We start from the raw sequence: 22,676 nt of genomic DNA, 5'->3' as shown, positions 1-22,676 counted from the left end.
ACCCAGCCTACGGGCACGCGCCGTGCGGGGTTTTGTAGGCTGGGTTGCGCGGAGTGCACCCCAGCAAGCACTCACGTAATCCCCAGGAACGAATCGAGGATATGGAAGTGATCGTCGTGGAACTGGTCTTCCATGGCCGGTAGATCCGCGATGCGCACCCACTTCGCCTCCGCCGCATCGTCGCTCCCGGCGATCTCCGGCAGCATGCGCTCGCCAAGGTCGAAGTAGAAGGCGTGCGTGATCACCCTTCCCCGCTGGCTGCGGTCCGGATGGTCGAACACGCGCGAGGCCTTCAGTGCATGCTCCATCTCCGACGGCAGCAGCTCGAACCCCGTCTCCTCCTGCAACTCGCGCACCGCGGACTGGTACGCCGTCTCGCGCTGCTCGATGAAGCCGCCCGGCACGGCCAGCAGGCCCTTGCCCGGCGCACGCCCGCGGCGGATCAGGAGCACCTGGTCGGCGACGCGCACGACCGCATCCACGGTCACGAACACCGGCGGGTACGGCGAGCCGGCCCACTTGTCGTGTTCCTCCGCGAGCTCCGCCCACTCCTCGCGCAGGCGCGCAAGGAAAGGCAGTTGCGCCCAGCCCCGCAGGAAGTCGATGACCTGCGGCGGCACCTGGCTCGCCAGCGCGGCGAGCCCCGCCTCCACCGTCGGTGCCGTATACAGCGCCGCACGCAAGGCCTTGCCGTGCACCTCGCCCTGGCGGCCGACGTCGTGCACGGGCCAGCCGGGGAAGTCGTCGAGGTAGTCGCTGGTCGCATCCTTGCGGTGGCCGACCAGCACGATGCGCGTGTTCGGCGAACCCGTGAGCTGCTCCATCGCGCCGCGCACCTGCTGCACCCAGCGCTTCTCGTCGTAGACGTCACGCACGGCGAGGAAGGTGACGCGTTCGCGCTCGGACGGGTCCAGCACGAGGCGAATGGCCTCCACGCGCTCGGCGAAGGTGAACGGATTGCGCGGCGAGCGCGCCTGGTGCGCCGACCCGACCAGCACCGCGACGCGCGGCGCCAGCTCCAGCGCCTTGCGCAGGAGCGCGAGCTGCGCGTCGTGGAACAGCTGGAAGCGGCCGATGCAGGCCGCCCATTCGTAGCCGCCCTGCGCCATCGCCTCAGGGCTGCATCAGCAGCTGCATCGTGCGCTGGCCGGCACGCCGCTGCGGCGGCAGGCCGCGCGCCGTGAGTTCGGCGGCGATCGCGTCGCGGGTGATGCGGCCCATCACGCCATCGGGCACCACCTGCGCGTGCCCGCGTTGCACCAGCCAGGCCTGCAGTTCCTTCACCTGCGCACGGCTCAGGCCGGGATCGTCCGTCGGCCAGGGCGTGGCGAAATCCGAACCGCCCGCGATCTTGTGCGCGAGCAGCGCCACTTCCATCACGTAGCGCACCGAGCGGTTGTAGCGCAGGATGGTGTCGAAGTTGCGCGAGACCAGGAACGCGGGACCGGGCAGGCCCACCGGGAAGAACGGGTACAGGTCGGGGTCGCCGGCGAGTTGCAGCGGACGCGTGCCGCCCCCGGGCAGCACTTCCATCCATCCTTGCGCGTTCCATTGCGACTGCTTCTGCACGCGGTCCGAGAGGCGCTTGGCCTCGCCACCCGTGTTGAACTCCGCCTGCATCGCGGGCGGCACCGCCACCTCCACGTACACGGGCAGGCTCATGTCCCAGCCGCCGCGGGTCTTGAGGTGGTTGGCGGTGGTGGCCCACGCATCCGCTTCGGACTGCACGATGTCCGCATAGCCGTCGCCGTCGAAGTCCACGGCCAGCTGCTCGAAGCTGTCCGGCACGAACTGCGTGCGGCCGAACGCGCCCGCCCAGGAGCCGACGAAGTTCTCGGGATGCACGCGCCTGTCGCGCAGCACGCGTGCCGCGGCGAACGCACGCTCGCGCGACGCGCAGCTGCCCGGCGCCGTCGCGGTTTCAGGGCACGGCCGCAGGCACGCGAGGCTGAAGGTCGCATCGACCACCGGGATGCGTCCCTGCGAAGGACCGAAGTTCGTCTCGATGCCGTAGATCGCGACGACGATCTCCTTCGGCACGCCGAACTGCTGTTCGATGCGCTCCAAGGTGGGCAGGTTGGCGGCGAGGATGCGCTGTCCGTCCTGCACGCGCTGCGCGTCGGTGACGGCCGCGAGCTCGTCCCACCAGAAGGTGGGCTCGCCCGCCTGCACCAGCAGCGACTGGCGCACGCGGTCGTCGTAGCGCGCGTTCGCGGCGACCTGCTCGAACTCCTGGCGCGTGAGGGGCCGCCCCGACAGCGCCGTCTGGCTCGCGAGGTTCTGCACGCAGGCCTGGAATTGCTCGGGCGGCATCGGCTGGTCGAGCAGCGCGGCGCGCACGGCGAAAGGAGAGGCCGCGAGCAGCGCGGCGGAGAGGAAACGGAAGAGGTACATGGCTCCCATGGCGCGGGCCAGTATAGGAAGCGCGACTGCACCGTGGGGCCGCGCGGCGCGAGGTTGCGCGCTCGGCCTACAGTGCGCAGCTCTGCGCTAGTAATCCGCCGCGAACTCCTCGGGCGGCACGAGGTTGGTCAAGGCGCGGAAGGCACCCACCAGCAGCAGCACCTCCGCCAGCAGGAAGAACGGCAGCGGCGACAGCGTGGCGAACTTCTGCGCCGCATCGGTCCAGGCGGGATCGCCGACCGGCACGAGGTCCATCGCGCGGGGCAGCAGTCCCGTCGCCACGCCGGCGCCCACCGCATACACCACGATCCCGGCGAGCAGGATGCGCAGCCCTCGGCGGGGGAACAGCAATCGCCGGTGCAAGTGCGTCGTGTGCACGAACAGCGCCACCAGCCCCGCGGCCATCGCCAGTTCCGTCATCCAGCGTTGCACGCCGATGCGCGCGAGGAGGCCGTGCGCGCGATCCACGTGGTCCAGCGTGGAAAAGAAAGCCGCGAGCAGCAGCGTGAGGCCGACGTACAGGCGCTTCATTTCTTCCTCCGCCGCTGCGGCATCGGAGGCTCCTCCTCCGGCACGGATTCCAGGTTGACCAGCACGCCCACCAGGCACACCAGCACGCCCAGGCGCGCGGCGAGTTCGGCGACGCGCAGCACCGTGGCCTCCGACACGCGCAGCGGCAGGGTTCCCTCCGCGATCGCGTCGCGCAGCCAGGCGCCCGCGAGTTCGCCCGACCAGCTCACGTGCAACAGGATGAAAAGAAGGGAGAACAGCGGCAGCAGCGCGATCCACGCATTCCACCGCGGCACGCGCAGCGCCAGCTTGGCATCGCGTGCGAGCAGCAGGGCCGGCAGCAGGGCCACGACCGCGCACAGCGCGGCCAGGTCCATGCCGGGCAGGCGCAGCGCGGACGGCTCGATCCCGCCTTCCTTCAGCACGGCCCCGACGGGGAACAGCAGGGACAGCAGCACGGCCAGCCCCAGCAGAACGGATGCCCTTCGCAACATGGCGCGCCCTCCCGCACATTCGTCCGGTCCGTTATACCGGCGAGCCGGCGGAGCCCTGCGGTGCGCCGCCGCGCGGTCAGGAAGCGGCGACGAGCGTCGTTGCGAAAGCGCCGACGCACGCCGCCGCTGCGGGCGGGCGTGCGCACACTTCCGCGGCAGTGTCGCGCGCTTCCGCCAGCAGGCGCGCGCCGTTGCCTCGCAGCGTGACCTCGCGGCCGCCACCGGGCACCTGCGTGCGCGCGACGAGGCCGGTCTTCTCCAGCGGAAGCAGCTGCAGCACGAGCCGCGCGGGCGTGACGCTCACCCGCCGCGCGAGTTCGCGCGAGGGCAGCGTGCCGCCGGCGCAGGCGAGCGCGTCCAGCAGCACGAAGTCCGCCCAGGCGAGCCCGTGCAGCGTGCCGAGTTCCTCATCGAGCACGAGCGCGAGCGCCGCCTGCGCGTGGTGCCGCTCCAGGCAGGACTTCAGCGCGTTCATGCCTGTTCCTCCTCGCGGTACAGCGCTTCGAGCGTCCGCAGTTCTTCCGCGTAGTCGAACGCGGGATCGTCGCGCTCCTTCACCAGCGCGAGCACCTCGAAGGAGTAGCGGTCCGGGCTGGCGTTCCACTCGGCCTGCAAGGCCTTGTCGGGATGCGTGCGCAGGCGCAGTTCGAACCCGATGCGGTTGATGGTCGCGTGCACGTTGCGGCTGGAGCCGACGCGCGCGCGGCCCGCCACGCGGTCGCGGATCGCGTAGACGCCCATGGGCGGAAAGGCGTCGCGGGCGCGGCGCGCGGCGGCGCGGCGGTCCGCGCTGGAAAGGGAGGGCGTGGTCATGTCGGTTTCCTTGGCGGCACGGGATCGAAATCGGGATCGGCGAGGCGCAGGACGTGGTCGCGGACGTCCGCAGGCCACGGCGCCATGAGCGAGGCGAGACGCTCGCGGTCGCTCGCGAACAGCGCGCGGCCCGCTTCCTCGAAGCCGGGCAGGTCGCCGGCCAACGCGGCCATCACGTGGTACGCACGCTCCTGGGCCTGGCGGGCACGGTGGCGATGGCTCCCGGCGCGGCGCGCTTCGTGCACCAGCTTGCGCAAGGCGACCGACGCGCCGCCGGGCTGCGCCGCGAGCCACTCCCAGTGTTCGGGCAGCAGCGTCACCTCGCGCGCGACGACGCCGAGCTTCGGGCGGCCGCGGCCGCGCGCAGGCGCTGCGTCCTCGCAAGCTGCCGGGGTGTAGCGGGCCAGGATCTCCTGTTCGCTGCCGCGCAGGTCGAGCTCGACCTGCCGGCCCGTCGCGTCGCTGAACACCAGCGGCATCGGGCCTTGCGGGTCCTGCGCCTGCAGAACGGCCAGCGCGACTTCGCGCAGCGGGCCCGAGGCCAGGCGGCGGGTTCCGGCGAAGGCGGTGTGGGGGGCGTTGGGGTGCATCAGCGAATTCTACCCGGGTCAAATTACATGCGTCAATAAAATCCGGGTGAAAAATTGAGCGGGCCGGGGCCCATGAAAAAAGCACGCCCACGGCGCCGCGACGCCCCTGCGCCCCGCCAGCCCAGCCGGAACCCCGCTTCCCGTGGGGGGAGCGCCTCGGCGGATCGTTTCTAATACGGGGCGCGCCAGGCGGCCCGGACCCGGGAACCGCCCCGCCCGGCCTCCGGCCGGCGCGCGCCCCACCCTGCTTCTTCACGTCGGCACCTCCGGGTGCAGAGGATCTGCTTTCTTGCGCAACACCCCCGCCCGTTCCGCCCTCGTCCGCCATTTCGGCGGCTGGGTGTCCGTGGACGCGGAGCCCGCGGGGATGGACTTCGCCGAGCGCCTGAGCCTCTGGCTCAACGCCTTCGACGCCATCCACCTGCAGGCGGCGCACCAGGCGATCCGCTCGGTGCCTCCCGCTGCCCCGGTGCGCCGGGGCGCAGGCCGCGCCGACCTGGCGGAGGACTTCCGCCAGGCCCGCGGCGTGCTCGCCAACGCCATCGCCCGCGATCCCCTGGCGGACCTGGACGCGACGGAGAAGGCGGAAGCCGGCTACGCGCCCTGGCAGCGCCGCCACCAGGAACTGCAGCGCCAGATGGAGCAGATGGTGGGCGCGCTGCGCGACCACGCGCGGCAAACGCTGCTGCGCGGTTCGCCGCGCATGCGCCAACTCGCGGCGCTCGACGCCGCCATGGAACAACTGCTCGCCCGCCGCGAGGAGGCGCTGCTGCCGAAGACGATCGCGCTGCTCGCGCGGCGCTTCGCCGACCTGCGCGCCGCCGACGACGGCAGCGGCGCCTGGCGCGCGGCCTTCGAGCGCGACTGGCGCCAGGCGCTGCTCACGGAACTCGACCTGCGCCTCGAGCCGATCGCCGGCCTCGTGGACGCGCAAAGGAACGAAGGAAACAACCCACGATGACCAAGCTCTCTTTCGCCGGCGCCTTCGCGGCCGGCCTCGCGGTCCTCGCCTGGATCGCTCTCGGATTCGTCGGCGCCAGCTGGCTGCCGCTGGCCGTCACCGTGCTGATCGCCGGCGCGTACCTGCTCGGCGCCCACGAGCTGCGGCAGTTCCGCGCGGCCACCGCCGGACTCGACGCCGCGCTCGCCGGCCTCTCCGAGCCGCCCGCGCGGCTGGCGGACTGGCTGCAGCGCGTGCCCGCATCGCTGCGCGAACCGGTTCGCATGCGCGTGGAAGGCGAGCGCGGCGTGCTGCCCGGCCCCGCGTTGACGCCTTACCTCGTCGGCCTGCTCGTCATGCTGGGCATGCTCGGAACCTTCCTCGGCATGGTGGTCACCTTCCAGGGCGCGGTGTTCGCCCTGGAGGGCTCCACGGACCTCGCCGCGATCCGCGGCGCGCTCGCCGCGCCGATCAAGGGCCTCGGCCTCTCGTTCGGTACTTCCGTCGCAGGCGTGGCCGCCTCGGCGATGCTGGGCCTCATGTCGGCGATCGCGCGGCGGGAACGCCTGCAGTCGGCGCGCACGCTCGACGCGCGCATCGGCACCACGCTGCAGCCTTTCTCGCTGGCGCACCAGCGGCAGGAGAGCCTGCGCGCGCTGCAGGCGCAGGCCGGCGTGCTGCCCGAAGTGGCGCAGACGCTGCGCACGCTCATGGAGCGCATCGAGCGCCGCAGCGAGCAGCTCGACACGCAACTGCTGGAGCGCCACGCGCAGTTCCAGCGCGAAGTGACGACGGCGTACGGAACGCTTGCCACCAGCGTCGGCAGTTCGCTGCAGCAAAGCCTCGCCGCCGGCGCGCAGGCGGCCGGCACGGCGATCCGCCCGGTCGTGGAAAGCGCGATGGCGCAGGTGGTCGGCGAATCGCAGCGCCTGCACGAGAAGCTCGCCACCGTGGCACAGGCGCAGGCCGATGCCCTGTCGCAGCAGTTCGCGGGCACCGTGGAATCGGTGAACGCCACGCTGGCCCGGCAGCAGGAAGCGCAGGCGAAGGCCGAGCGCGAACGCCTGTCCGCGTGGACGGCATCGCTGCAAACGCTGGCGATGTCGCTGCAGTCGGACTGGCAGCGCACGCACGCGCAGGTCGCGGCGCTGGTGGACCAGTCGCGCGAGGATCACGCAGCGCTGGTGGAACGCTCGCGCGACGGTCTCGCCGCCCTGCGCGAGGAAGAAGCGCGCCGCGGCGAAGCCGCCGTCGCGCGTCTCGGCGAACTGCAGGGCGCGGTGGCGCAGCACCTCGCCGACCTCGGCGCGGCCCTGGAAGCCCCGCTCACCCGCCTGCTGCAGACCGCGTCCGAAGTGCCGCAGGCGGCCGCGGGCGTAATCACCGAGCTGCGGCAGGAGATGAGCCGCATCGGCGAGAAGGACAACCTGGCGCTGCAGGAACGCACGCAGCTGCTCGAGCAGCTCCGGTCGCTGATGCAGGCGGTGAACACGGCGGCGGGCGAGCAACGCACCGCCACCGAAGCACTCGTCGCGTCGGCATCCTCCGTTCTGGAACAGGCCGGCACGCGCTTTACCGACGTCCTCGCCGCGCAAGGCGCGCAGGCCGGCGAAACCGCGGCGCAGGTGGCGCAAGGCGCGCACGACGTCGCCCAGCTGGCCACGCACTTCCAGCAAGGCGTGCAGCAGTTCCAGGAAGGCAACGAGAAGCTCATCGCGACGCTGGCCCGCATCGAAGCCTCGCTCGTGCAGTCCACGGCGCGCAGCGACGAGCAGCTCGCGTACTACGTGGCGCAGGCCCGCGAGGTGATCGACCTGAGCATCAGCTCGCAGCAGACGCTCGTGGAGCAGCTGCGGCAGGTGCAGGCACCCAAGGCCGCGAAGCCGGCGCCCGCGCTGGAGGAAGCGCGCGCATGACCGAGGCCGACGACGTCGAAAGCAGCGGCGCCTTCGGGCCGGTCTGGGCGGTCTTCGCCGACCTGATGACGGGCCTGCTGGGCGCCTTCGTCCTGGTGCTGCTCGGGGTGCTGGTGGTGCAGATGGACCTGGTGACCAGCCTGCAGCAGGAAGTGGAGAAGCGCCGCATCGAGGAGCAGCGGCGCATGGCGCTGGAGAAGGCGCTCGCGATTCCCCTGGCTTCCGGCCGCGTGACCCTGGACAACGGCCGCATCGGCATCAGCGGCAGCGTGCTCTTCGGCCTCGGCTCCGACGAGCTGCGGCCCGAAGGCCGGCAAGTGCTCAAGAGCCTCGTGCACCCCCTGCGCGTGTACCTCGCCGAGCGCAACGAGATGCTGATGGTCAGCGGCTTCACCGACGACCGCAAGGTGCAGGAAAACAGCCGCCGCTACACGGACAACCTGGAGCTGTCGGCGCAGCGCGCGCTGACGGTCACGCGGGCGCTGATCGAGGAAGGCATGCCGTCCGCGGAGGTCTTCGCCGCCGCCTTCGGCGCGGAGCAGCCGGTGGCCTCGAACGCGGACGAGAAGGGCCGCGCACTCAACCGGCGCGTGGAGATGGCGCCGGTGCCGCGCGCCACGAAGCCGGCGCAGGCGAAGTGATGCCCTCCCCGTTCGCGGATCTCCACGCCCACATCCGCCGCGCGCGTGCCGAGGCGGCCGAGCCGCTGCAGCCCGGCGAAGCCCACGACGAGGAGGAGCTGCGCAGCGTGCGGCGCTTTCGCCGCATGTGGAACGGCGTGGAGGCGCTGGAGCAGCTCGCGCACGCGACGGCGCGCCAGCCCGTGAACGCGGGCCCGCTCAACTCGCACGTGCTGGTGCTGCGCTCTCTGGCGCTGATGCGCGAGCTGTCGCCGGAGTACCTGCGGCGTTTCCTCGTGCAGATCGAGGCGCTGCAGTGGCTGGAACGCGCGGTGGAGAAGCTGCCGCGCGAGCCCGCGAGGGGCGCGGCCGCGGCGAAGACGCCGCGCAAGGCGAAGCGCAAGCCGGGGTCCGCGTGACGGAACGCTTCGATGCAGGCCGCCGCACGGCGGTCGCGGCCACCTTGGCGACCTTGCTCCCCGCGGCGGGACATGCGGCCGGCGCCAGGGGCGACGTCGCCGCGATCGTCGATGCCGCCTTCCAGCCGCTGCTGGCGCGGCATGGCATTCCCGGCCTCGCCGTCGGCGTGTCGGTGAACGGCCGGCAGCACGTGGCTTGCTACGGCCTGGCTTCGAAGGAGGACGCGCAGCCGGTCTCGACGCGCACGCTGTTCGAGATCGGATCGCTCAGCAAGACCTTCACCGCGACGCTGGGCGCCCAGGCGCTGTCCACCGGCAAGCTCTCGCTGCACCACCCACCTTCGCGCTACCTGCCCGCCTTGCGCGGCAGCGCGCTCGACGCCGCCACCCTGCTGCACCTCGCGACCTACACCGCGGGTGGGCTGCCGCTGCAATTCCCGGAGGCGGTGACGGACGAAACGATGCTGGCGTACTTCCGCGCGTGGAAGCCGGATGCCGCGCCGGGCCGCGTGCGCCGCTATTCCAACCCGAGCATCGGGCTCTTCGGGCTCGTCGCCGCGAAGGCGCTGGGCCGCGACTTCCGCGAGCTGCTCGAAGGCGATCTGTTCCCGCAACTCGGGCTGCGCGACACGTACCTGCGCGTGCCTGCCTCCGCCATCCCCGACTACGCGTGGGGCTACGGCAAGGACGGCCAGCGGCTGCGCGTCAACCCGGGCGTGCTGGACGCGCAGGCGTACGGCGTGAAGTCGACCATCGCGGACATGCTCCGCTTCGTGGAAGCGAACCTGCGCCCGGAACTGCTCGCGCCGCGCTTGCGGCAGGCGGTGGAAGCCACGCACGTGCCGCATTTCCGTGTCGGACCCCTGGTGCAGGGCCTCGGGTGGGAGCAATACCCCGACCTGGTGCCGCTCGCACGGCTGCTGGCCGGCAATGCGCCCGCGATGGCGCTGGAGCCGCAGCCCGCGGTGGCCATCGCCACCGCGGAGCCCACGGGGCGCGCCTTCTACAACAAGACGGGTTCCACCAACGGGTTCGCTGCATACGCGGCCTTCGTGCCTGCGCGCCGCGCGGGCATCGTGATGCTGGCGAACCGCAACTTCCCCATCGAAGCCCGCGTGCGCGCCGCGCATGCGGTGCTGGAGCGGGTGGCGGGACGCAAGGGCTAGAAGAGCCCGTCCTGCTCCGGCGGAGGTGGTGCCGGTGGCGGCGGCGCCTGCGGGCGGCTCGTGCGCACGCTGCTGGCCTGCGGCGCGCGCGGCGGCAGCGGGGCGGCTTCCGCCAGCAGCTCGCCCGTCCACTGCCGGAAGAACTTCGGCGCTTCCTTCACGGGGCACGCCAGCCAGGCGTCGTAGTCCTCGGGGTCCAGGAAGATCGGCATGCGCTTCTCGTCGCCGGGGCGGTGGAAGCGCGAATAGAAGGGGTGGTCGTCCGCGTTGACGGTCAGCATCGCGAACGAGAAGAGCTCGTGGCCTTCCGGGTGCGTCCACTGCGTGTAGATGCCGGCGATGCCCAGCGGCACCGCGCCCGGCTGGTAGATGGCCCAGCGTTCCGCCTTCGCCGTGTCGTGCGCGAAGAACGGCTCGTACACCACTTCGGCGGGAACGATGCAGCGCCAGCCGCGCCGCCAGCTGTCGCGGAAGCTGGGAAGCTGGTGCACCGTCTCGCTGCGCGCGTTGTACGTGCGGCGGCCGTACGCGAGCTCCTTGGCGAACGCGGGCAGCAGGCCGAACACGCCGTCGTGCACGATGCGCCGGTTGCCCGAGCCTTCCTGCGCGAGCCGGATGAAGGGCGCCAGCCCCGTGGGCCAGGTGTCCACCGGCGCGTCGTCACGCTCGCGCTCGACCCCGAAGAACTTCAGGAGCCGGTCCTTGCGGGTGACGGGCTGGTAGTTGCTGCACACGGGACCATTATCGAGCCCGTGGCACACTCGCGCCGCTGATGGCCCCAGCCCCCACGGTTTCCGCCCGCGTCCTCTCGCTGATCGCCGCCGCCGCGCAGGCGCGGGGCGTCTCGCTCGCCCGCCAGTTGCATGCGTCGGGCATCGCGGACGCCGTGCTGGCCGACCCCGATGCCCGCGTGCCGTTGGCCACGGAGGAAGCGCTCTGGGAGCAGGCCGCGACCGCCTGCGAGGACCCGCAGTTCGGGCTGCACGCCGCGCAGTCGCTGCGGCCGGGCCAGTTCGACGTGCTGGACTACGCCGTGCGCACCGCGCCCACGCTGCGCGAGAGCCTGCGCCGCCTGGCGCGCTACAACCGGCTGGTGCACGACCTCGCCACCTTCGACCTGCAGCCGCGCGGCAGGCTGCTGCGGGTGGAACACCGGCTCGGTGCGACGCGGCCGGCCTGTCCACAGGCCGCGGAATTCACGCTCGCGTCGCTGGCGGTGATCGGCCGGCAGCTCTCCCCCCGCTTCGCGGTGCACGCCGTGGAGTTCGCCCATGCGGCGCTCGGCGATCCCGCGGCGTACGAGCAGGTGTTCGGCGTCCTGCCGGCGTTCTCGCGCGACGTGAACGCCGTGACCCTGGACGACGCCATGCTCGATGCACCGCTGCCCGCGGCGGACCCGGCCTTGTCGCGCATCGTGACCCGGCACGCAGAGCACCTGCTCGCCGCCCTGCCGCCGGCGCAGGTGTCGGTGGCATCCCGGGTGCGGCAGGAGATTGCCGCGCAACTGGCGACCGGTCCGCTCTCGCTGCCCGACGCCGCACGCCGCCTGCACCTGAGCGAGCGCAGCCTGCAGCGCCAGCTGCTGCAGGAAGGCGTGCGCTTCGCCGAGCTGGTGGACCAGGTGCGCAGGGAACTCGCCCTGCGCTACGTCGCGGACCGGGGACTGGCGATCGGCGAGGTGGCCTACCTGCTCGGGTTCTCGGAACCCAGCCCCTTCCACCGCGCATTCAAGCGCTGGACGGGACGGACGCCGGCTGCGGCCCGCGCGGCTGCGCGCTGACCTGCACGAATTCCAGGATCCTCGCGGCGACCCGGTCCGGCGCCTCGAGGTGCGGGTAGTGGCCGGCACCCTCGACGTCCATCACGGCGGCATCGATGCGCGTCGCCAGCCACTGCGCTTCGGCGGCGGCATCCGGGAAGTCGGGGTCGCGCGTGCCCATCACCACCAGCGCGGGGACGCGACTCTCCGGCAACATGGCCTCCGTGTCCGCCTTGGAGAGCCCCACCATCGTGCGCAGGGCCTGCATGCGACCCGGCTCGCGCAGGTTGCGCGCCAGTGCCGCCCGGGCGGACGCGTGGTCCGCCGGCTTGCACAGCGGGAACAGGCTGTTCCAGTAGGTCGTCCAGAACCAGACCCGCCACGGTCCCGCGAAACCCGCGGCCACTGCAGCGCGCATCAGCATGGAAGGTTTCGCGTCGCGCACGATGGGCCCGAGCAGCACCGCGGCACCGACACGGGCAGGGGCCATGCGCGCCGCCCACAGCGCCGAACCCGCCGCGAAAGAGTTGCCCAGCACCACCGCATCCTCTGCCCCGATGTGCTCCAGCAAGGCCACGGCGTCGCGTGCCACCGCGCGTGCGGAGTAGTCGTCCCAGCGCGCGGAGCTCTCGCCGTGGCCGCGCACGTCCATCGTGAGCACGCGCCAGCCGGCGCGCTGCAGCAGCGGGCGCAGCAGGCGGTACTCGGACCGCAGATCGCCCATGCCGGGGATGGCCAGCATGACGCGGCCGGTGCCGCCCGTGTCGTCCCAGGCGATGCGGCCGCCTTCGTGTTCCAGGTAACGTGTCATGCCGCGAGTCTGCGCGCAGGGACGCGGCAGCGCATGACCGCCGGCGCCAATCCATTGACCCGGCGCGCCACGCGCTTGCGCGCGGCCCCTAGAATCGTGCGGGTGGGGACGACCCCACCGGAGCATCGACGGGGACGGCCCCAAGTGGAGCGAGGGCCATGCCCTGGATTCTTCTGACCGTCGCCGGTTTCCTCGAGATCGCCTGGGCCATCGGCCTGAAATACACGGAGGGCTTCACGCGCCTGTGGCCCAGCGTGGGCACTGCCGCCGCCATGGTCGGCAGCGTCGTCCTGCTCGGACTCGCGATGCGCCACCTGCCCGTCGGCACCGCTTACGCCGTGTGGACGGGCATAGGCGCGGTGGGCACCGTGGTGCTGGGCATCGTCCTCTTCGGCGAACCCGCCACCGTGGCGCGCCTCGCGTGCATCGCGCTGATCCTGGCGGGGATCGTCGGCCTGAAGGTGTTCTCGGCGGCGTGAGCCGCGGCCGCTACAGCTTCCTGAACACGATGGGCCGGCCGTCCGGCCAGGCCGACTTCATGCCGCCGTCGGCCTCCACCGTGAGCTTCAGGAGGTTGTCCTGGCAACCCGCGAGGACCTGGGACCGCGCCACCAGCAGGTGAGGCTGCCCGTCGTGGACCTCCACCTTCGCCGGCGCGGGCCGGGTGATGCACGCGTCCGCGCCGCGCATCACGCCCACGGACCTCCAGGTTCCATTGCCGCCCTGCAGTTCCAGCGCGCCCGTGCGCGACTGGCCGTTGGGCGCCTGCCATGTCACGTCCCACTTGCCGTCGGGCGGGGCGGCATCCTGGGCATGGACGGAAAGGGTCGTCGCGAGGGCAAGTGCCAGAACGATTCGATTCACGTTGCGCTCCTGGGTGACGTCGAAGGAGCGTGTTTGTACGGCGGCGGCGCCCGCGCTTCCATCGCGCGCTTCGGCGATGTGCGTCGGCACCGGTCCCGTGAAGGCGCGACCGCGACGCGTGCCTACCAACGGCGCATGGACCCGGGCTCCGCCTCCATCAATACACCCCGAGCGCCAGCCCCGCCGCCAGCGCGGCTCCCAGTTCACGGCATTGCGCGAGGTCGGCCTCGGCGATCTGCTTCGGCCGCGCGATCTCCTCGGGTGTCTGCGCATGGGTGCACACGATCAGCGCCGGCGCCACGGAGCGCAGCCTCCAGCCGGTCGCGATGCGGTCGACCTGGCGGACGGCGTTCTGGCCGTCGCTGCCGGCGCACACCAGCAAGGCGTAGGGACGGCCGTTCACGCGGTCGAGCGCGGCGTAGTAGCACCGGTCGAAGAAGTCCTTCATCAGCCCGGCCATCGCGGCCAGGTTCTCGGGCGTGGCGAAGACATAGCCGTCCGCGCCCAGCACGTCCTCGGGTTGCGCCTCCGGGGCGCGCAGCAGGCGGACGTGCACGCCGGGTTCCGCGCGCGCCCCCTCGGCGGCGGCCTGGGCCATCTGTTCGGTTCCCCCCGTCATCGAGTGATAGACGACGAGAAGGGACTTGGGGTTCATGCGTGCAGCATAGAGGCTCGGTGCTGCGGCGGCTCGCCATCCCGTGAAGGTGCCACGGCACTCAGCCGAACGGATGATGCTGGCCGACGCCTGCGCGGGCACCGTTGCGGTCGGACGCGGCAAGTCCCTGCCGCTCGGCTGCCACTCTCAGGAGACGGACCATGCTGGACGCCAGCCATCTGGAACAGATCATGCGCCAGGCCTCGCGGCAACGCCTCAAGGACTTCGCGCCGCACCTCGAGGCCGCCATGCGCGAGTTCGGGATCGACCAGAACCTGCGGCGGGCGGCGGCCTTCGTCGCGCAGCTGGCGCACGAATCGGGGCAGTTCCGGTTCATGCAGGAGCTGTGGGGCCCCACGGAGGCGCAGAAGCGCTACGAGCCCGTGACCACGCTCTCCAAGCGCCTGGGCAACACGCAGAAGGGCGACGGCTTCCGCTATCGCGGGCGCGGACCGATCCAGGTCACGGGACGCGCGAACTACGCCACCTACGGCCAGTTGCTGGACCTGGACCTGGTGAGCGACCCCGACCAGGCGGCAAGCGCCAGCGTCGGCTTCCGCGTCGCCGGCCAGTTCTGGAACCGCAACGGCCTGAACGCCCTGGCCGATGCGGACGACTTCGAGGGCATCACGCGCCGCATCAACGGCGGGATCAACGGGCTGGAGGACCGCAAGCGCTTCTACGAGATCGCCCTGCAGGTGCTCGCCCCCGTGTTCCCGGTGCAGGCAGCGCCCCGCGCGGCGAAGGCGGCCCCACCGGCCGAAGCACTGGAGCGTGGCGCGGAGGCCGTCCGCGAGCTCGCGCCTCCCGCACGAGCGAAGAAGGCGCCCTCTCCGGCGAAGGGCAAGCCCGCGCGCAACCTCGACGTGCGGCGGGACACGCTGGACTTCCGCGACATCATGTACGTGCCGACGCTGATCGAGGTGCCCACGCACATCCCGCTCGGCGACTACCTCGATGTTGCCGTGCCCATCCTCGACCAGGGCCAGGAGGGCGCGTGCACCGGCTACGGCCTCGCGACGGTGTGCAACTACCTGCTCCTGCGCCGCAAGGTGATCCCGGACGCCGTGCCGGTCAGCCCCCGCATGCTGTACCACCTGGCCAAGCGCTACGACGAATGGCCGGGCGAGAAGTACGACGGGTCCAGCGCCCGCGGCGCGATGAAGGGATGGCACAAGCACGGCGTCTGTCCGGAGTCGATCTACTCCTCCGAAGGCAAGGACACCGGCCTGGAACTCACCGACGAGCGCACCTCCGAGGCACGGCGCCGACCGCTCGGCGCCTACTTCCGCGTCAACCACAAGGACATCGTGGCGATGCATTCGGCGATCGCGGAGGTGGGCATCCTCTATGCGACCTGCACGGTGCACCAGGGCTGGGACGAGGTGGACGAGAGGGGGATCATCCGCATGTCGGAGAAGGTGCTCGGCGGGCACGCGTTCGCCATCGTCGCCTTCGACGACGAAGGCTTCTGGCTGCAGAACTCGTGGGGCCCGGACTGGGGCTTCGGCGGCTTCGCGCGCATCAGCTACGACGACTGGCTGCGCAACGGCACGGACGTCTGGGTCGCCCGGTTGGGCGCGCCCGTGATCCTGCGCACCGCGGAGTCGACGGCCACCGCGCACTCGGCGGCCGCGCGCGAATCCGTCGCCTATGCCTTCTCCGACCTGCGGCCGCACATCGTCGCGATCGGCAACGACGGGGAACTGCGCCCGGGTGGCGACTACGGCACGAGCGAGTCGGGCCTCGCCACCATCTTCAAGCAGGACATCCCGCGCGTGACGCAGGGCTGGGGCAAGCGCCGCATCCTGCTGTACGCGCACGGCGGCCTGGTGAGCGAGGCCGACGCCGTGCAGCGCCTGGCGGACTACCGCCCGGCCCTGCTCGAAGGCGAGGTGTACCCGCTGGCGTTCATCTGGAAGACGGACTACTGGACGACCATCACCAACATGCTCCAGGATGCGGTGCGCCGCCGCCGGCCGGAGGGCGTGCTCGACGCAGCCAAGGACTTCATGCTGGACCGGCTCGACGACGCACTCGAACCCCTCGCACGCGTGCTGACCGGCAAGGCGTCCTGGGACGAGATGAAGGAGAACGCTCTGCGGGCCAGCAAGGCGGGCGGCGGCGCCCTGGCGGTGGTGAAGCACCTGGCCGGCTTGCAGAAGACGCTCGGCCCGATCGAGGTGCACCTGGTCGGGCACAGCGCGGGTTCCATCCTGCTGGCACCGCTGCTGACGCAGCTCGGTGCGGCGGGCATCGACGTGGCGACCTGCACGCTGTGGGCTCCGGCCTGCAACATGGAAGTCTTCGAGGACCACTACCGGCCCGCCCTGGAGAAGCAGCGCATCGGCCAGTTCGCGCTGTACGTGCTGGGCGACAAGGTGGAGCAGGACGACCACTGCGCCCACATCTACAACAAGTCGCTCCTCTACCTCGTCTCCAACGCCTTCGAGAAGCAGCCCCGCATTCCCCTCTTCCGGGACGACGGCGTGCCCTTGCTCGGGATGGAGAAGTTCCTCGACGCCGTGCGTCCGCTGCTGCGGGGGCCGCACGAGCTGGTCATCGCACCGGACCGCGACAAGCTGTCGACGGCGATGGCCCACGGTGCCTTCGACGACGACCCTGCCACGGTGGCGTCGACCTTCCGGCGCATCGTGTCGTTCGGCGTCGCGGGCGCTGCGAAGGCCAGGCAGCCTGCCGCCGCGATGCCGGAGATGGAGTTCCATCGGTCGGGGAGCGCGCTGCGGAATCGGCGGGAGGTGATCGATATGAGGAGTCGGGCGAGGTAGCGAGGGTCGCTGGGATAGCAGTCCGTTGGTCTCAGCCGCCCGGTGGCTTCGGCCCGGTGCGCTCGCCCAAGAGAAGGACGAAAAGAAAGCCGAGAAGGAACACCCCAACCAGCACCGCGTAGTACTGGATCGCAAGCGCCACCTTCAATCGTGAGCGCTCGAGGCTGATGGCGCCCACCTGCACCATCTCGAGGATCGTGACCTGACTGAGGTAGATCCCGTAGTAGGCGATGGCTCCTGCAACGAATGCCGCAACGACGAGCCCACTCTCGAGCGCACCCCATCGGGCACTCCATTCTCTCCCCTTGATTGCGAGCGCCGCGGCGGCACCGAACATGGCTGTGTTCAGCGAGGTGGCCAGCTTGATCATCTCGCCCAGATAGTCCAGCGTGGACTTGCCCGGGTCGGCCAGCTTGATGTCCGGGGTGAACACGCTTGTATCCGCAACGAACCCCGATGCGATGGACGCTCCGACAACGAGGATGACGTAGAACAGTGGCAGCCAGAAACGTTTCATCGCGCACTGCAGGTGATCGTCTCGGGCTGGCCGGCAGCGACCGTCGCCTCGGCTCGGCATACCTGCGTACCTCCGACGAACCCAGCCAGCCTGAACGCGCCTATGGGCACGACGAGCTCTGCCCGTGCCGGGTTGAACCGCTCACCCGCTACGTCGATCCAGTCCGCCTTGACCTGGTATGCGACTTTCACGATCGCGTAAGTGCGTGCGGCCGGCCGGAACAGGCCCGAAGCGCCCAGCTCCTTGCGCAGCAGCGCACTGACCGTCTGCACCGAAGCCGAAGGATCCAGCTGGCTCTCTAGGTGCTTGGCAACGACGTTCGGCAACTTGCCCGCCACGACTTGCGTGGTCGCACGCCTTTCCTCGACCACTTGCTTCGCAGCATCGCACGACTTCTTGAGCAGGTCGTCGCGCACGGCGCGCGTGACCGTAGCACCTGCTCGTTCGCGTGCACCCAGTGCCTCGTTGACACTCGCCTGTACGTCGGGCAAGTCGCATCCGAAAGCAGGCGCCGCAAGCGAAGCGGCGGCAAAGAACAGGAAATGTGTGGTCTTGCTCATCTGGAGTAGCCTGGAGGTGGCCGTGGGACAGGCGGTGCCACGGGCACAGGAAGGGCGGGAGCTGCCGGCACCGCTGTCCGTTGCGAAGCGCTCGCCGGGGCGCGGCGCAGCCCGCGCCCCTCCGTCACGCGAAACGGCCAGCGCAGATCCGCCGCGTTGTTCAGCATCACGAGACTCGCGCCCGAGATGCAGGCGCGTCCCTGCGTGTATGTCCCGGACATGATGTCGACTCCCGCACCCGGCGCTGCTTCATCGAGGTGGGGAACACCGAACCAATGCCCGACCTCGTGGAGGATCACGTCGCGCAATTCAATGGGTTCGTCGGCGCCAGCGCCAGCAAGACGGGTTCCATCCGTGGTTGCGACACGGTAGCGCGTGTCGTCGGTAGCGAGCTCTACCTCCGCAAGCGGCCGCCCGCATGCGATGAAGTCGGCGGCCGGCCCGCAGGAGGTGCGCGACCTGAAGACGACTGTCGCTCGCACACCGCCTGCTGGCGACCTGCGATTGCAGACAACCTGCCGAACCTCCGCGATCGGGCCGCCTGACGACGCGATATTGCTGGAACACAGACGCCGTTCGATGTCCTCGCCCGTGACGACCGGTTCGTAACCATACATCGCGCTCGTCGGTACGGAGATGGCGGGCGCCGTGACAGCTATCGCTGTCTCCGACGGAACGGTCCGATTCAGGTCAAGCGACGTGACGTCGCCGCGCAACCGGCTCGCCAGGCGCGCGTCGATCCACACGTCCTGGTTAACCTTCACGACACTCATTGCATTCTGGTCGCACCGGCTGCAACCTCCTCGCCACAGGGCGATGGATTGCACGAAAGCAGTTGCAACTCCGGCGCGGCAGGCGTCACCGCAGATGCCTGCATCGTCTCTGACCGAAACTTCGATGGCCGGCTGACGCGCGATGGGCGCAAGGTTTGCACGCTTGGTCTCGTCGGGTTCCACGTAAGTGGCGCGTGCCCAGTTGAAAAACGCAAGGGCCCCGCTGGCCGGCGGTTGCGAGCCGCCAACGCAGTATCGAGAAACAGGCGGGTCGATCCGAAGTGGCGCAGCGATTGTAGAACCCGAATTTCCGTCAAGCTCTGCACGGGTCACGCGCGCGGCGGCGGTGTTGACGCGCACGACACTGCGCCCAGTTCCTTCCGTGACTTCGAATTCCTGGAATCCAGGAGTCGTGAGCACGTACCGTCGCGACGAGCCAAGTGGCGCCGGACCGCTGGCGGTGCGCAGCGCGACGCGACCGGCGGGCGTGCGGGAGAATTCAATGACCGCCACCCGGTTCGGGACCTCTGGAGGCCATCCGATCTGCGCGAATGAGAGTCCCTCACGTTCAGCCATCCGTGCACCAACGGAGAGCATGGCCGGCGGCCTTCGCGCCCAGGCAGACTCAAGATAGTCGCGGACGGCCCCGACCAGGACGCCACGCTGTCGCACGGTTCGCTCGCAGCGGGCCACCGACGGTGGATGATGAGCCGGAAAGCAGAAATTCCCCGCAAAGACATCGACAGTCTTGCTGATCTCCTCGGTGACTCCCGGATCCACGAACACTCCAAGATCGGAAGCCGCGACTTGCACCGCCTCCGCGACGCGCGTGCGAATCTCGGTTTGATCCGGCGGCAGCGTCTGTGCGCGAGCCAGAACCCAGGCGAGCGGAACGATGACCACTGCGAGTCGGGCGGCGGCGCCGAGAAACCGGACGACTTGTGAACGACCTCCATTCATTCACACCTCCATGCGCAGCTTTCCTTACGCCGCGGTTCTTGCCAACAGTGCTTTGTAAGCGCGGCTTTTTTGCACGCACATCCCCCAAGGGGAGGAGCTCGATACCCCGTTAGACGACAAGAAGGGCCTCGGAAGTGATGCCGTCCTGCATGGTCTTCAGCCCTCCCCCGCCCCCCTCAGCCACTTCTCCAGCACCACCCCATCCACCCCATCGCTGTACCTTCCGCGCCGGATCGCCACCTCGTGGTAGCCGAGCTCGTTGTAGAAGTTCCGCGCGGGTACGTTGTCGCGCCTGGCCTCGACGCGGATGCGGCGCGCGCCGGCGGCAATGGCGGACGCTTCGAGCCAGCCCACGATCTCCGTACCCAGACCCGTGCGCTGGCGTGAAGGCGCCACCGCGAGCAAGGCCAGGTAGGCATCGGTTTCCAGGTATTCCATGATGCCGAACGCCGCCAGCTCGTCGTCCACCCGCGCAACCGCGACGTTGGTTTCAGGATGGCGAATGGCCTTCAGCACCCGCTCGGGCCGCCAGGTCCAGGGCAGGCCGCGCTCGATCAGGTCGCGCGACATCGCCGCAATCTCTGCGGCGTCTTCGGGCCGGGCCAGGCGGACGGGCGGGTCGGTGGTCATGCGGAAGGGCGGCCGCGTGGTAGGCGCGCCTGGCGCACATTGTCTGCTCGAGCATGCCTGGCCGGCACGATCGCGACGCTCGGCAGGCCGACCGCCGGAACTTGTATTTGTTCCCATGCGTCCAACGGGTCGTGCAGGCAACCAGGGCCCCCACCCGCTGGCGTCCGCTCCGGGACTTCACCCTGGGCATCGCCCTCGCAGCGATCGCTGCCGCGTTGGCGTGGCACTACTACCCGGGTTTCTGGAAGGAGTCGCCCACCGCCGCGGTCGACGCGGCCATGGAGCGGCGCGATGCCATGCGGCTGGAAGCTCCTCGACAGGAGGCGCTGGCGGCCGCAGCCGCACCGACCGCATTGCCGGCAGCGCGTGGCGCCTGCAGCTTCGAGCCCCTGGTGCCGCCGGGCAGCGCCGCGGACGGGCGCGCGAGGATGGAGCATCCCTTCCCGGGCGGCCCGGGCGAGAAGGCAAAGGTGTTCCTGCGTGCCGCCGACGTCGCCGCGGCGAAGCACCGGCCCCGCGATGCGGAAGTCGCGCTGATCGCCGCCTGCCGCCAGCACGAGCTGGCATATGACCGCCCGACGGTCCCGCTCGCGCGGGTGCTGGCTCGCCTCGGCGAAGCGTACGTCGCGGCGGCTCGCACCGATGCGCAACCGGAGTTGCACGACGCGCTGCTGGCGCGCGCCCGCGAGCTCTTCCAGCGCAGCGCCGACACCTACGCGGTGGCGCTGGGCCCCAACGCGTCGCGGACGAAACAGATGCAGCAGCGGCTGCTCGCCTTGGAGCAGGATGTCGAGACGGACCCGGCACAGCTGCAGGACGTGGCACGTGTCGACGAAGCCCCGGCCCAGAAGCCACAGCCTGCGCGCAAGACGGCGCCGGCGCCCTCCGTGCTGCTCGAGAAGCCGCCGGCACCCGACGACGCAACTCCGCCCGCCGCCGACTCCCGCGCGGCCCGCGCCCTGCAGGCATCCGCCCCCGACCTGCAGCAGCTCGCCTCCGACCTGGCGCGCCTGCGCGCGCAGGCGGAAGCGGTGACCGACGACCCCGCGGGTTTTCGCCGCCGCGCCGAGCAGGCCGCGGCCCAGCGCGACCGGTGCGGCGACGCGGCATGCCTGCGCAGCTGGTACGCGAGCCGGCGGCAGGCGCTGCTCGCGGAGTTCTGACGGGTGGTCGTGAAGGGGCGCTGCACGGTGGGGTTCGCGGCGCTCACCTTCCGCGGCTTCGCCGCGCCACCCTACGAAGGCACGCGCCTGGCGGCTTGCAGGAGTTGCGGCAAGTCGGACGCGTCCAGGGAAGCGCCGGCGCCCGGCGAGCCCTTCTTCCACACGAACAGCGAGTGCGCGTTGCGGACGGCCACGTGCCCCTCGGGAGCAGGAACGGGTGACAAGCCCTCGGCGGCGCCGGGGCGCCGCAGCGCAGCCACGGTGACCTCGTACCACGCATCCGGCTGCTCCTCGCCCCGCCGCTGGCGCACGGAATAACGGACCTGCACCAGCGCCCAGGGCTCGCCGCCCGCCGCGCCGTGGATCGCGCGCAGGCATTGCAGCTCCCCGTCGCTGGCCCACTCCGCCCACGGTGCTGGCGTGCCGAAGCGTTCCAGTTCCGCACATGACGTTCCGCTGCGGAACGTCCCTTGCAGGCGCTCCGCGGCCTGCTGCCACGCGGCGTCGCGACGGCTTTCGATGCCGCGCCCGAGGACGAACACCAGCGCAAAGACGGCAACGGCCAGCACCACGCCCAACCACAACACGCCACGCCTCCTGTTGCTGCCACTCATCGCTGGCATTATCGAGGCGAGGAGGCAGCCCCATGTTCATCGGCCATTTCGGCATCGCCTTCGCCGCCAGGCGCTTGGCGCCGCGGCTGTCGCTGGGCACCGCCTTCCTGGCCGCCCAGTGGCTGGACCTGCTGTGGCCCACGTTCCTGCTCCTCGGATGGGAGATCGTGCGCATCCAGGCCGGCGCGACCGCCGTCACGCCGCTCGTGTTCGAGCACTACCCGTTCTCGCACAGCCTCGTCGCGGCCGTCGGCTGGAGTTTCGTGCTCGGCGCGGCGTACGCACTCCTGCGCAAGGACGCACGCGGTGCCATCGTCGTCGCCCTCCTCGTCGCGAGCCACTGGGCGCTCGATGCCATCGTGCACGTGCCCGACCTGCCGCTCACGCCGGGCGGCGCCACGCGCGTGGGCCTCGGCTTGTGGAACTCCATGCCCGCGACGCTGGCGGTCGAACTGCCGGTCTTCGCGGCCGGTGCCTGGCTCTACGCGCGCAGCACATGGACGACGATGGACCGACGGGGGCGCTGGGGGTTCGGCGCACTGGTCGTGTTCCTCGCCGTCGTGCATGCGATGAACCTCGTGGGTCCGCCGCCACCCACCGTCTCCGCGATCGCCTGGGTCGGCCAGTCGCAGTGGCTGCTGGTCGCGTGGGCCTTCTGGATCGACACGCATGCGCGGGCCCAACCCGGATCCGCCCGCGTCCACTAGCAT

The 22,676-nt window shown here is 70.9% G+C and carries 25 protein-coding genes and 1 pseudogene; 10 read left to right on the top strand and 16 right to left on the bottom strand.

Annotation, left to right across the window (positions count from 1 at the left end; genetic code table 11):
* Window positions 1–71: 71 nt before the first annotated feature.
* The 7 genes from H8N03_RS01240 to H8N03_RS01210 all read right to left on the bottom strand — a co-directional run bounded on the left by H8N03_RS01240 (window position 72) and on the right by H8N03_RS01210 (window position 4,810).
* Window positions 72–1,109, bottom strand: a complete 1,038-nt coding sequence (locus H8N03_RS01240) for a bifunctional nicotinamide-nucleotide adenylyltransferase/Nudix hydroxylase (protein WP_187074302.1) — start codon at window positions 1,107–1,109, stop codon at window positions 72–74.
* Between the two features lie 4 nt (window positions 1,110–1,113).
* Entirely contained in the window at window positions 1,114–2,403 is a 1,290-nt protein-coding gene (locus tag H8N03_RS01235) for a lytic murein transglycosylase (protein WP_187074301.1), read from the bottom strand.
* An 87-nt stretch (window positions 2,404–2,490) separates the two neighbouring features.
* Window positions 2,491–2,934, bottom strand: coding sequence for a hypothetical protein (locus H8N03_RS01230; protein ID WP_187074300.1), 444 nt, complete (start codon window positions 2,932–2,934; stop codon window positions 2,491–2,493).
* Window positions 2,931–3,407 carry a hypothetical protein gene (locus H8N03_RS01225; RefSeq protein WP_187074299.1) on the bottom strand — a complete coding sequence of 159 codons (477 nt, stop codon included), beginning with the start codon at window positions 3,405–3,407 and terminating at the stop codon, window positions 2,931–2,933. Before H8N03_RS01225 ends, H8N03_RS01230 begins: the two co-directional genes overlap by 4 nt.
* A 76-nt stretch (window positions 3,408–3,483) precedes the next feature.
* Window positions 3,484–3,882 carry a helix-turn-helix domain-containing protein gene (locus tag H8N03_RS01220; RefSeq protein WP_187074298.1) on the bottom strand — a complete coding sequence of 133 codons (399 nt, stop codon included), beginning with the start codon at window positions 3,880–3,882 and terminating at the stop codon, window positions 3,484–3,486.
* Window positions 3,879–4,220 carry a GIY-YIG nuclease family protein gene (locus H8N03_RS01215; RefSeq protein WP_187074297.1) on the bottom strand — a complete coding sequence of 114 codons (342 nt, stop codon included), beginning with the start codon at window positions 4,218–4,220 and terminating at the stop codon, window positions 3,879–3,881. The genes H8N03_RS01220 and H8N03_RS01215 overlap by 4 nt, the downstream gene beginning before the upstream one ends.
* Window positions 4,217–4,810, bottom strand: coding sequence for a DUF2239 family protein (locus H8N03_RS01210; RefSeq protein ID WP_187074296.1), 594 nt, complete (start codon window positions 4,808–4,810; stop codon window positions 4,217–4,219). The genes H8N03_RS01215 and H8N03_RS01210 overlap by 4 nt, the downstream gene beginning before the upstream one ends.
* A gap of 289 nt (window positions 4,811–5,099) precedes the next feature.
* Here H8N03_RS01210 and H8N03_RS01205 point away from each other — a divergent pair, with 289 nt between their 5' ends.
* The 5 genes and pseudogenes from H8N03_RS01205 to ampC all read left to right on the top strand — a co-directional run bounded on the left by H8N03_RS01205 (window position 5,100) and on the right by ampC (window position 9,871).
* Window positions 5,100–5,771, top strand: a complete 672-nt coding sequence (locus tag H8N03_RS01205) for a DUF3348 family protein (RefSeq protein ID WP_187074295.1) — start codon at window positions 5,100–5,102, stop codon at window positions 5,769–5,771.
* Window positions 5,768–7,666 carry a coiled-coil domain-containing protein gene (locus H8N03_RS01200; protein ID WP_187074294.1) on the top strand — a complete coding sequence of 633 codons (1,899 nt, stop codon included), beginning with the start codon at window positions 5,768–5,770 and terminating at the stop codon, window positions 7,664–7,666. The genes H8N03_RS01205 and H8N03_RS01200 overlap by 4 nt, the downstream gene beginning before the upstream one ends.
* Window positions 7,663–8,307: an OmpA family protein gene (locus H8N03_RS01195; protein WP_187074293.1), complete on the top strand. Its 645-nt coding sequence runs from the start codon at window positions 7,663–7,665 to the stop codon at window positions 8,305–8,307. The genes H8N03_RS01200 and H8N03_RS01195 overlap by 4 nt, the downstream gene beginning before the upstream one ends.
* Window positions 8,223–8,705: pseudogene (locus H8N03_RS01190) on the top strand (DUF2894 domain-containing protein); the annotation flags it as partial. The gene H8N03_RS01195 and the pseudogene H8N03_RS01190, both read left to right, overlap by 85 nt.
* Window positions 8,702–9,871 carry a class C beta-lactamase gene (gene ampC, locus H8N03_RS01185; protein WP_187074291.1) on the top strand — a complete coding sequence of 390 codons (1,170 nt, stop codon included), beginning with the start codon at window positions 8,702–8,704 and terminating at the stop codon, window positions 9,869–9,871. The pseudogene H8N03_RS01190 and the gene ampC, both read left to right, overlap by 4 nt.
* Here ampC and H8N03_RS01180 read toward each other — a convergent pair.
* On the bottom strand, window positions 9,868–10,605 hold the full coding sequence (locus tag H8N03_RS01180; RefSeq protein WP_187074290.1) for an SOS response-associated peptidase: 738 nt from the start codon (window positions 10,603–10,605) through the stop codon (window positions 9,868–9,870). The two genes, ampC and H8N03_RS01180, sit on opposite strands and share 4 nt — an antisense overlap.
* Before the next feature lie 38 nt (window positions 10,606–10,643).
* Between H8N03_RS01180 and H8N03_RS01175 the strand changes: the two genes are divergently transcribed.
* Window positions 10,644–11,651, top strand: coding sequence for an AraC family transcriptional regulator (locus H8N03_RS01175; protein WP_187074289.1), 1,008 nt, complete (start codon window positions 10,644–10,646; stop codon window positions 11,649–11,651).
* Here H8N03_RS01175 and H8N03_RS01170 read toward each other — a convergent pair.
* Window positions 11,599–12,441 carry an alpha/beta fold hydrolase gene (locus H8N03_RS01170; protein WP_187074288.1) on the bottom strand — a complete coding sequence of 281 codons (843 nt, stop codon included), beginning with the start codon at window positions 12,439–12,441 and terminating at the stop codon, window positions 11,599–11,601. The genes H8N03_RS01175 and H8N03_RS01170 overlap by 53 nt on opposite strands.
* Window positions 12,442–12,599: 158 nt before the next feature.
* Between H8N03_RS01170 and sugE the strand changes: the two genes are divergently transcribed.
* Window positions 12,600–12,920: a quaternary ammonium compound efflux SMR transporter SugE gene (gene sugE, locus H8N03_RS01165; RefSeq protein WP_187074287.1), complete on the top strand. Its 321-nt coding sequence runs from the start codon at window positions 12,600–12,602 to the stop codon at window positions 12,918–12,920.
* Between the two features lie 10 nt (window positions 12,921–12,930).
* On the opposite strand, the gene H8N03_RS01160 is transcribed toward sugE, so the two are convergent.
* Window positions 12,931–13,305, bottom strand: coding sequence for a hypothetical protein (locus H8N03_RS01160; protein WP_187074286.1), 375 nt, complete (start codon window positions 13,303–13,305; stop codon window positions 12,931–12,933).
* 157 nt (window positions 13,306–13,462) lie between these two features.
* Complete coding sequence (locus H8N03_RS01155) at window positions 13,463–13,960, bottom strand: flavodoxin family protein (RefSeq protein WP_187074285.1); 498 nt, start codon at window positions 13,958–13,960, stop codon at window positions 13,463–13,465.
* Between the two features lie 161 nt (window positions 13,961–14,121).
* On the opposite strand from H8N03_RS01155, the gene H8N03_RS01150 reads away from it, so the two are divergent.
* Window positions 14,122–16,749, top strand: coding sequence for a glycoside hydrolase family 19 protein (locus tag H8N03_RS01150; RefSeq protein ID WP_187074284.1), 2,628 nt, complete (start codon window positions 14,122–14,124; stop codon window positions 16,747–16,749).
* A 31-nt stretch (window positions 16,750–16,780) separates the two neighbouring features.
* Here H8N03_RS01150 and H8N03_RS01145 read toward each other — a convergent pair whose 3' ends face one another.
* From H8N03_RS01145 to H8N03_RS01130, 4 genes are all read right to left on the bottom strand, one after another.
* On the bottom strand, window positions 16,781–17,266 hold the full coding sequence (locus tag H8N03_RS01145) for a hypothetical protein (protein WP_187074283.1): 486 nt from the start codon (window positions 17,264–17,266) through the stop codon (window positions 16,781–16,783).
* Entirely contained in the window at window positions 17,263–17,826 is a 564-nt protein-coding gene (locus tag H8N03_RS01140) for a hypothetical protein (RefSeq protein WP_187074282.1), read from the bottom strand. The genes H8N03_RS01145 and H8N03_RS01140 overlap by 4 nt, the downstream gene beginning before the upstream one ends.
* On the bottom strand, window positions 17,823–19,559 hold the full coding sequence (locus H8N03_RS01135) for a hypothetical protein (RefSeq protein ID WP_187074281.1): 1,737 nt from the start codon (window positions 19,557–19,559) through the stop codon (window positions 17,823–17,825). Before H8N03_RS01135 ends, H8N03_RS01140 begins: the two co-directional genes overlap by 4 nt.
* Window positions 19,560–19,715: 156 nt before the next feature.
* Window positions 19,716–20,189 (bottom strand): GNAT family N-acetyltransferase, encoded by a 474-nt coding sequence (locus tag H8N03_RS01130; RefSeq protein WP_187074280.1) that lies wholly within the window; start codon window positions 20,187–20,189, stop codon window positions 19,716–19,718.
* Between the two features lie 131 nt (window positions 20,190–20,320).
* Between H8N03_RS01130 and H8N03_RS01125 the strand changes: the two genes are divergently transcribed.
* The gene (locus H8N03_RS01125; RefSeq protein ID WP_187074279.1) at window positions 20,321–21,352 is read left to right on the top strand and encodes a lysozyme inhibitor LprI family protein; all 1,032 of its coding nucleotides are present in this window, start codon (window positions 20,321–20,323) and stop codon (window positions 21,350–21,352) included.
* Window positions 21,353–21,423: 71 nt separating this feature from the next.
* Here the strand turns inward: H8N03_RS01125 and H8N03_RS01120 are convergent, their stop codons facing one another.
* On the bottom strand, window positions 21,424–21,966 hold the full coding sequence (locus H8N03_RS01120) for a hypothetical protein (protein WP_187074278.1): 543 nt from the start codon (window positions 21,964–21,966) through the stop codon (window positions 21,424–21,426).
* Between the two features lie 32 nt (window positions 21,967–21,998).
* Here H8N03_RS01120 and H8N03_RS01115 point away from each other — a divergent pair, with 32 nt between their 5' ends.
* Window positions 21,999–22,673, top strand: a complete 675-nt coding sequence (locus H8N03_RS01115; protein ID WP_187074277.1) for a hypothetical protein — start codon at window positions 21,999–22,001, stop codon at window positions 22,671–22,673.
* Window positions 22,674–22,676: the final 3 nt, after the last annotated feature.

The organism is Ramlibacter cellulosilyticus (assembly GCF_014297465.1).
Classification (GTDB): Bacteria; Pseudomonadota; Gammaproteobacteria; order Burkholderiales; family Burkholderiaceae_C; genus Ramlibacter; species Ramlibacter cellulosilyticus.
This window is presented reverse-complemented; position numbering and strand designations above follow the sequence as displayed.

Excerpts from the sequence above, each read along its gene's own strand:
- H8N03_RS01220 (WP_187074298.1), bottom strand. The coding sequence starts at position 3,882 with ATGAACGCGCTGAAGTCCTGCCTGGAGCGGCACCACGCGCAGGCGGCG.
- H8N03_RS01175 (WP_187074289.1), top strand. The coding sequence starts at position 10,644 with ATGGCCCCAGCCCCCACGGTTTCCGCCCGCGTCCTCTCGCTGATCGCC.
- H8N03_RS01115 (WP_187074277.1), top strand. The coding sequence starts at position 21,999 with ATGTTCATCGGCCATTTCGGCATCGCCTTCGCCGCCAGGCGCTTGGCG.
- H8N03_RS01200 (WP_187074294.1), top strand. The coding sequence starts at position 5,768 with ATGACCAAGCTCTCTTTCGCCGGCGCCTTCGCGGCCGGCCTCGCGGTC.
- H8N03_RS01210 (WP_187074296.1), bottom strand. The coding sequence starts at position 4,810 with ATGCACCCCAACGCCCCCCACACCGCCTTCGCCGGAACCCGCCGCCTG.
- H8N03_RS01235 (WP_187074301.1), bottom strand. The coding sequence starts at position 2,403 with ATGGGAGCCATGTACCTCTTCCGTTTCCTCTCCGCCGCGCTGCTCGCG.
- H8N03_RS01215 (WP_187074297.1), bottom strand. The coding sequence starts at position 4,220 with ATGACCACGCCCTCCCTTTCCAGCGCGGACCGCCGCGCCGCCGCGCGC.
- H8N03_RS01230 (WP_187074300.1), bottom strand. The coding sequence starts at position 2,934 with ATGAAGCGCCTGTACGTCGGCCTCACGCTGCTGCTCGCGGCTTTCTTT.
- H8N03_RS01120 (WP_187074278.1), bottom strand. The coding sequence starts at position 21,966 with ATGAGTGGCAGCAACAGGAGGCGTGGCGTGTTGTGGTTGGGCGTGGTG.
- H8N03_RS01140 (WP_187074282.1), bottom strand. The coding sequence starts at position 17,826 with ATGAGCAAGACCACACATTTCCTGTTCTTTGCCGCCGCTTCGCTTGCG.
- H8N03_RS01145 (WP_187074283.1), bottom strand. The coding sequence starts at position 17,266 with ATGAAACGTTTCTGGCTGCCACTGTTCTACGTCATCCTCGTTGTCGGA.
- H8N03_RS01135 (WP_187074281.1), bottom strand. The coding sequence starts at position 19,559 with ATGAATGGAGGTCGTTCACAAGTCGTCCGGTTTCTCGGCGCCGCCGCC.
- H8N03_RS01225 (WP_187074299.1), bottom strand. The coding sequence starts at position 3,407 with ATGTTGCGAAGGGCATCCGTTCTGCTGGGGCTGGCCGTGCTGCTGTCC.
- H8N03_RS01130 (WP_187074280.1), bottom strand. The coding sequence starts at position 20,189 with ATGACCACCGACCCGCCCGTCCGCCTGGCCCGGCCCGAAGACGCCGCA.
- H8N03_RS01195 (WP_187074293.1), top strand. The coding sequence starts at position 7,663 with ATGACCGAGGCCGACGACGTCGAAAGCAGCGGCGCCTTCGGGCCGGTC.
- H8N03_RS01155 (WP_187074285.1), bottom strand. The coding sequence starts at position 13,960 with ATGAACCCCAAGTCCCTTCTCGTCGTCTATCACTCGATGACGGGGGGA.
- H8N03_RS01240 (WP_187074302.1), bottom strand. The coding sequence starts at position 1,109 with ATGGCGCAGGGCGGCTACGAATGGGCGGCCTGCATCGGCCGCTTCCAG.
- sugE (WP_187074287.1), top strand. The coding sequence starts at position 12,600 with ATGCCCTGGATTCTTCTGACCGTCGCCGGTTTCCTCGAGATCGCCTGG.
- H8N03_RS01150 (WP_187074284.1), top strand. The coding sequence starts at position 14,122 with ATGCTGGACGCCAGCCATCTGGAACAGATCATGCGCCAGGCCTCGCGG.
- H8N03_RS01170 (WP_187074288.1), bottom strand. The coding sequence starts at position 12,441 with ATGACACGTTACCTGGAACACGAAGGCGGCCGCATCGCCTGGGACGAC.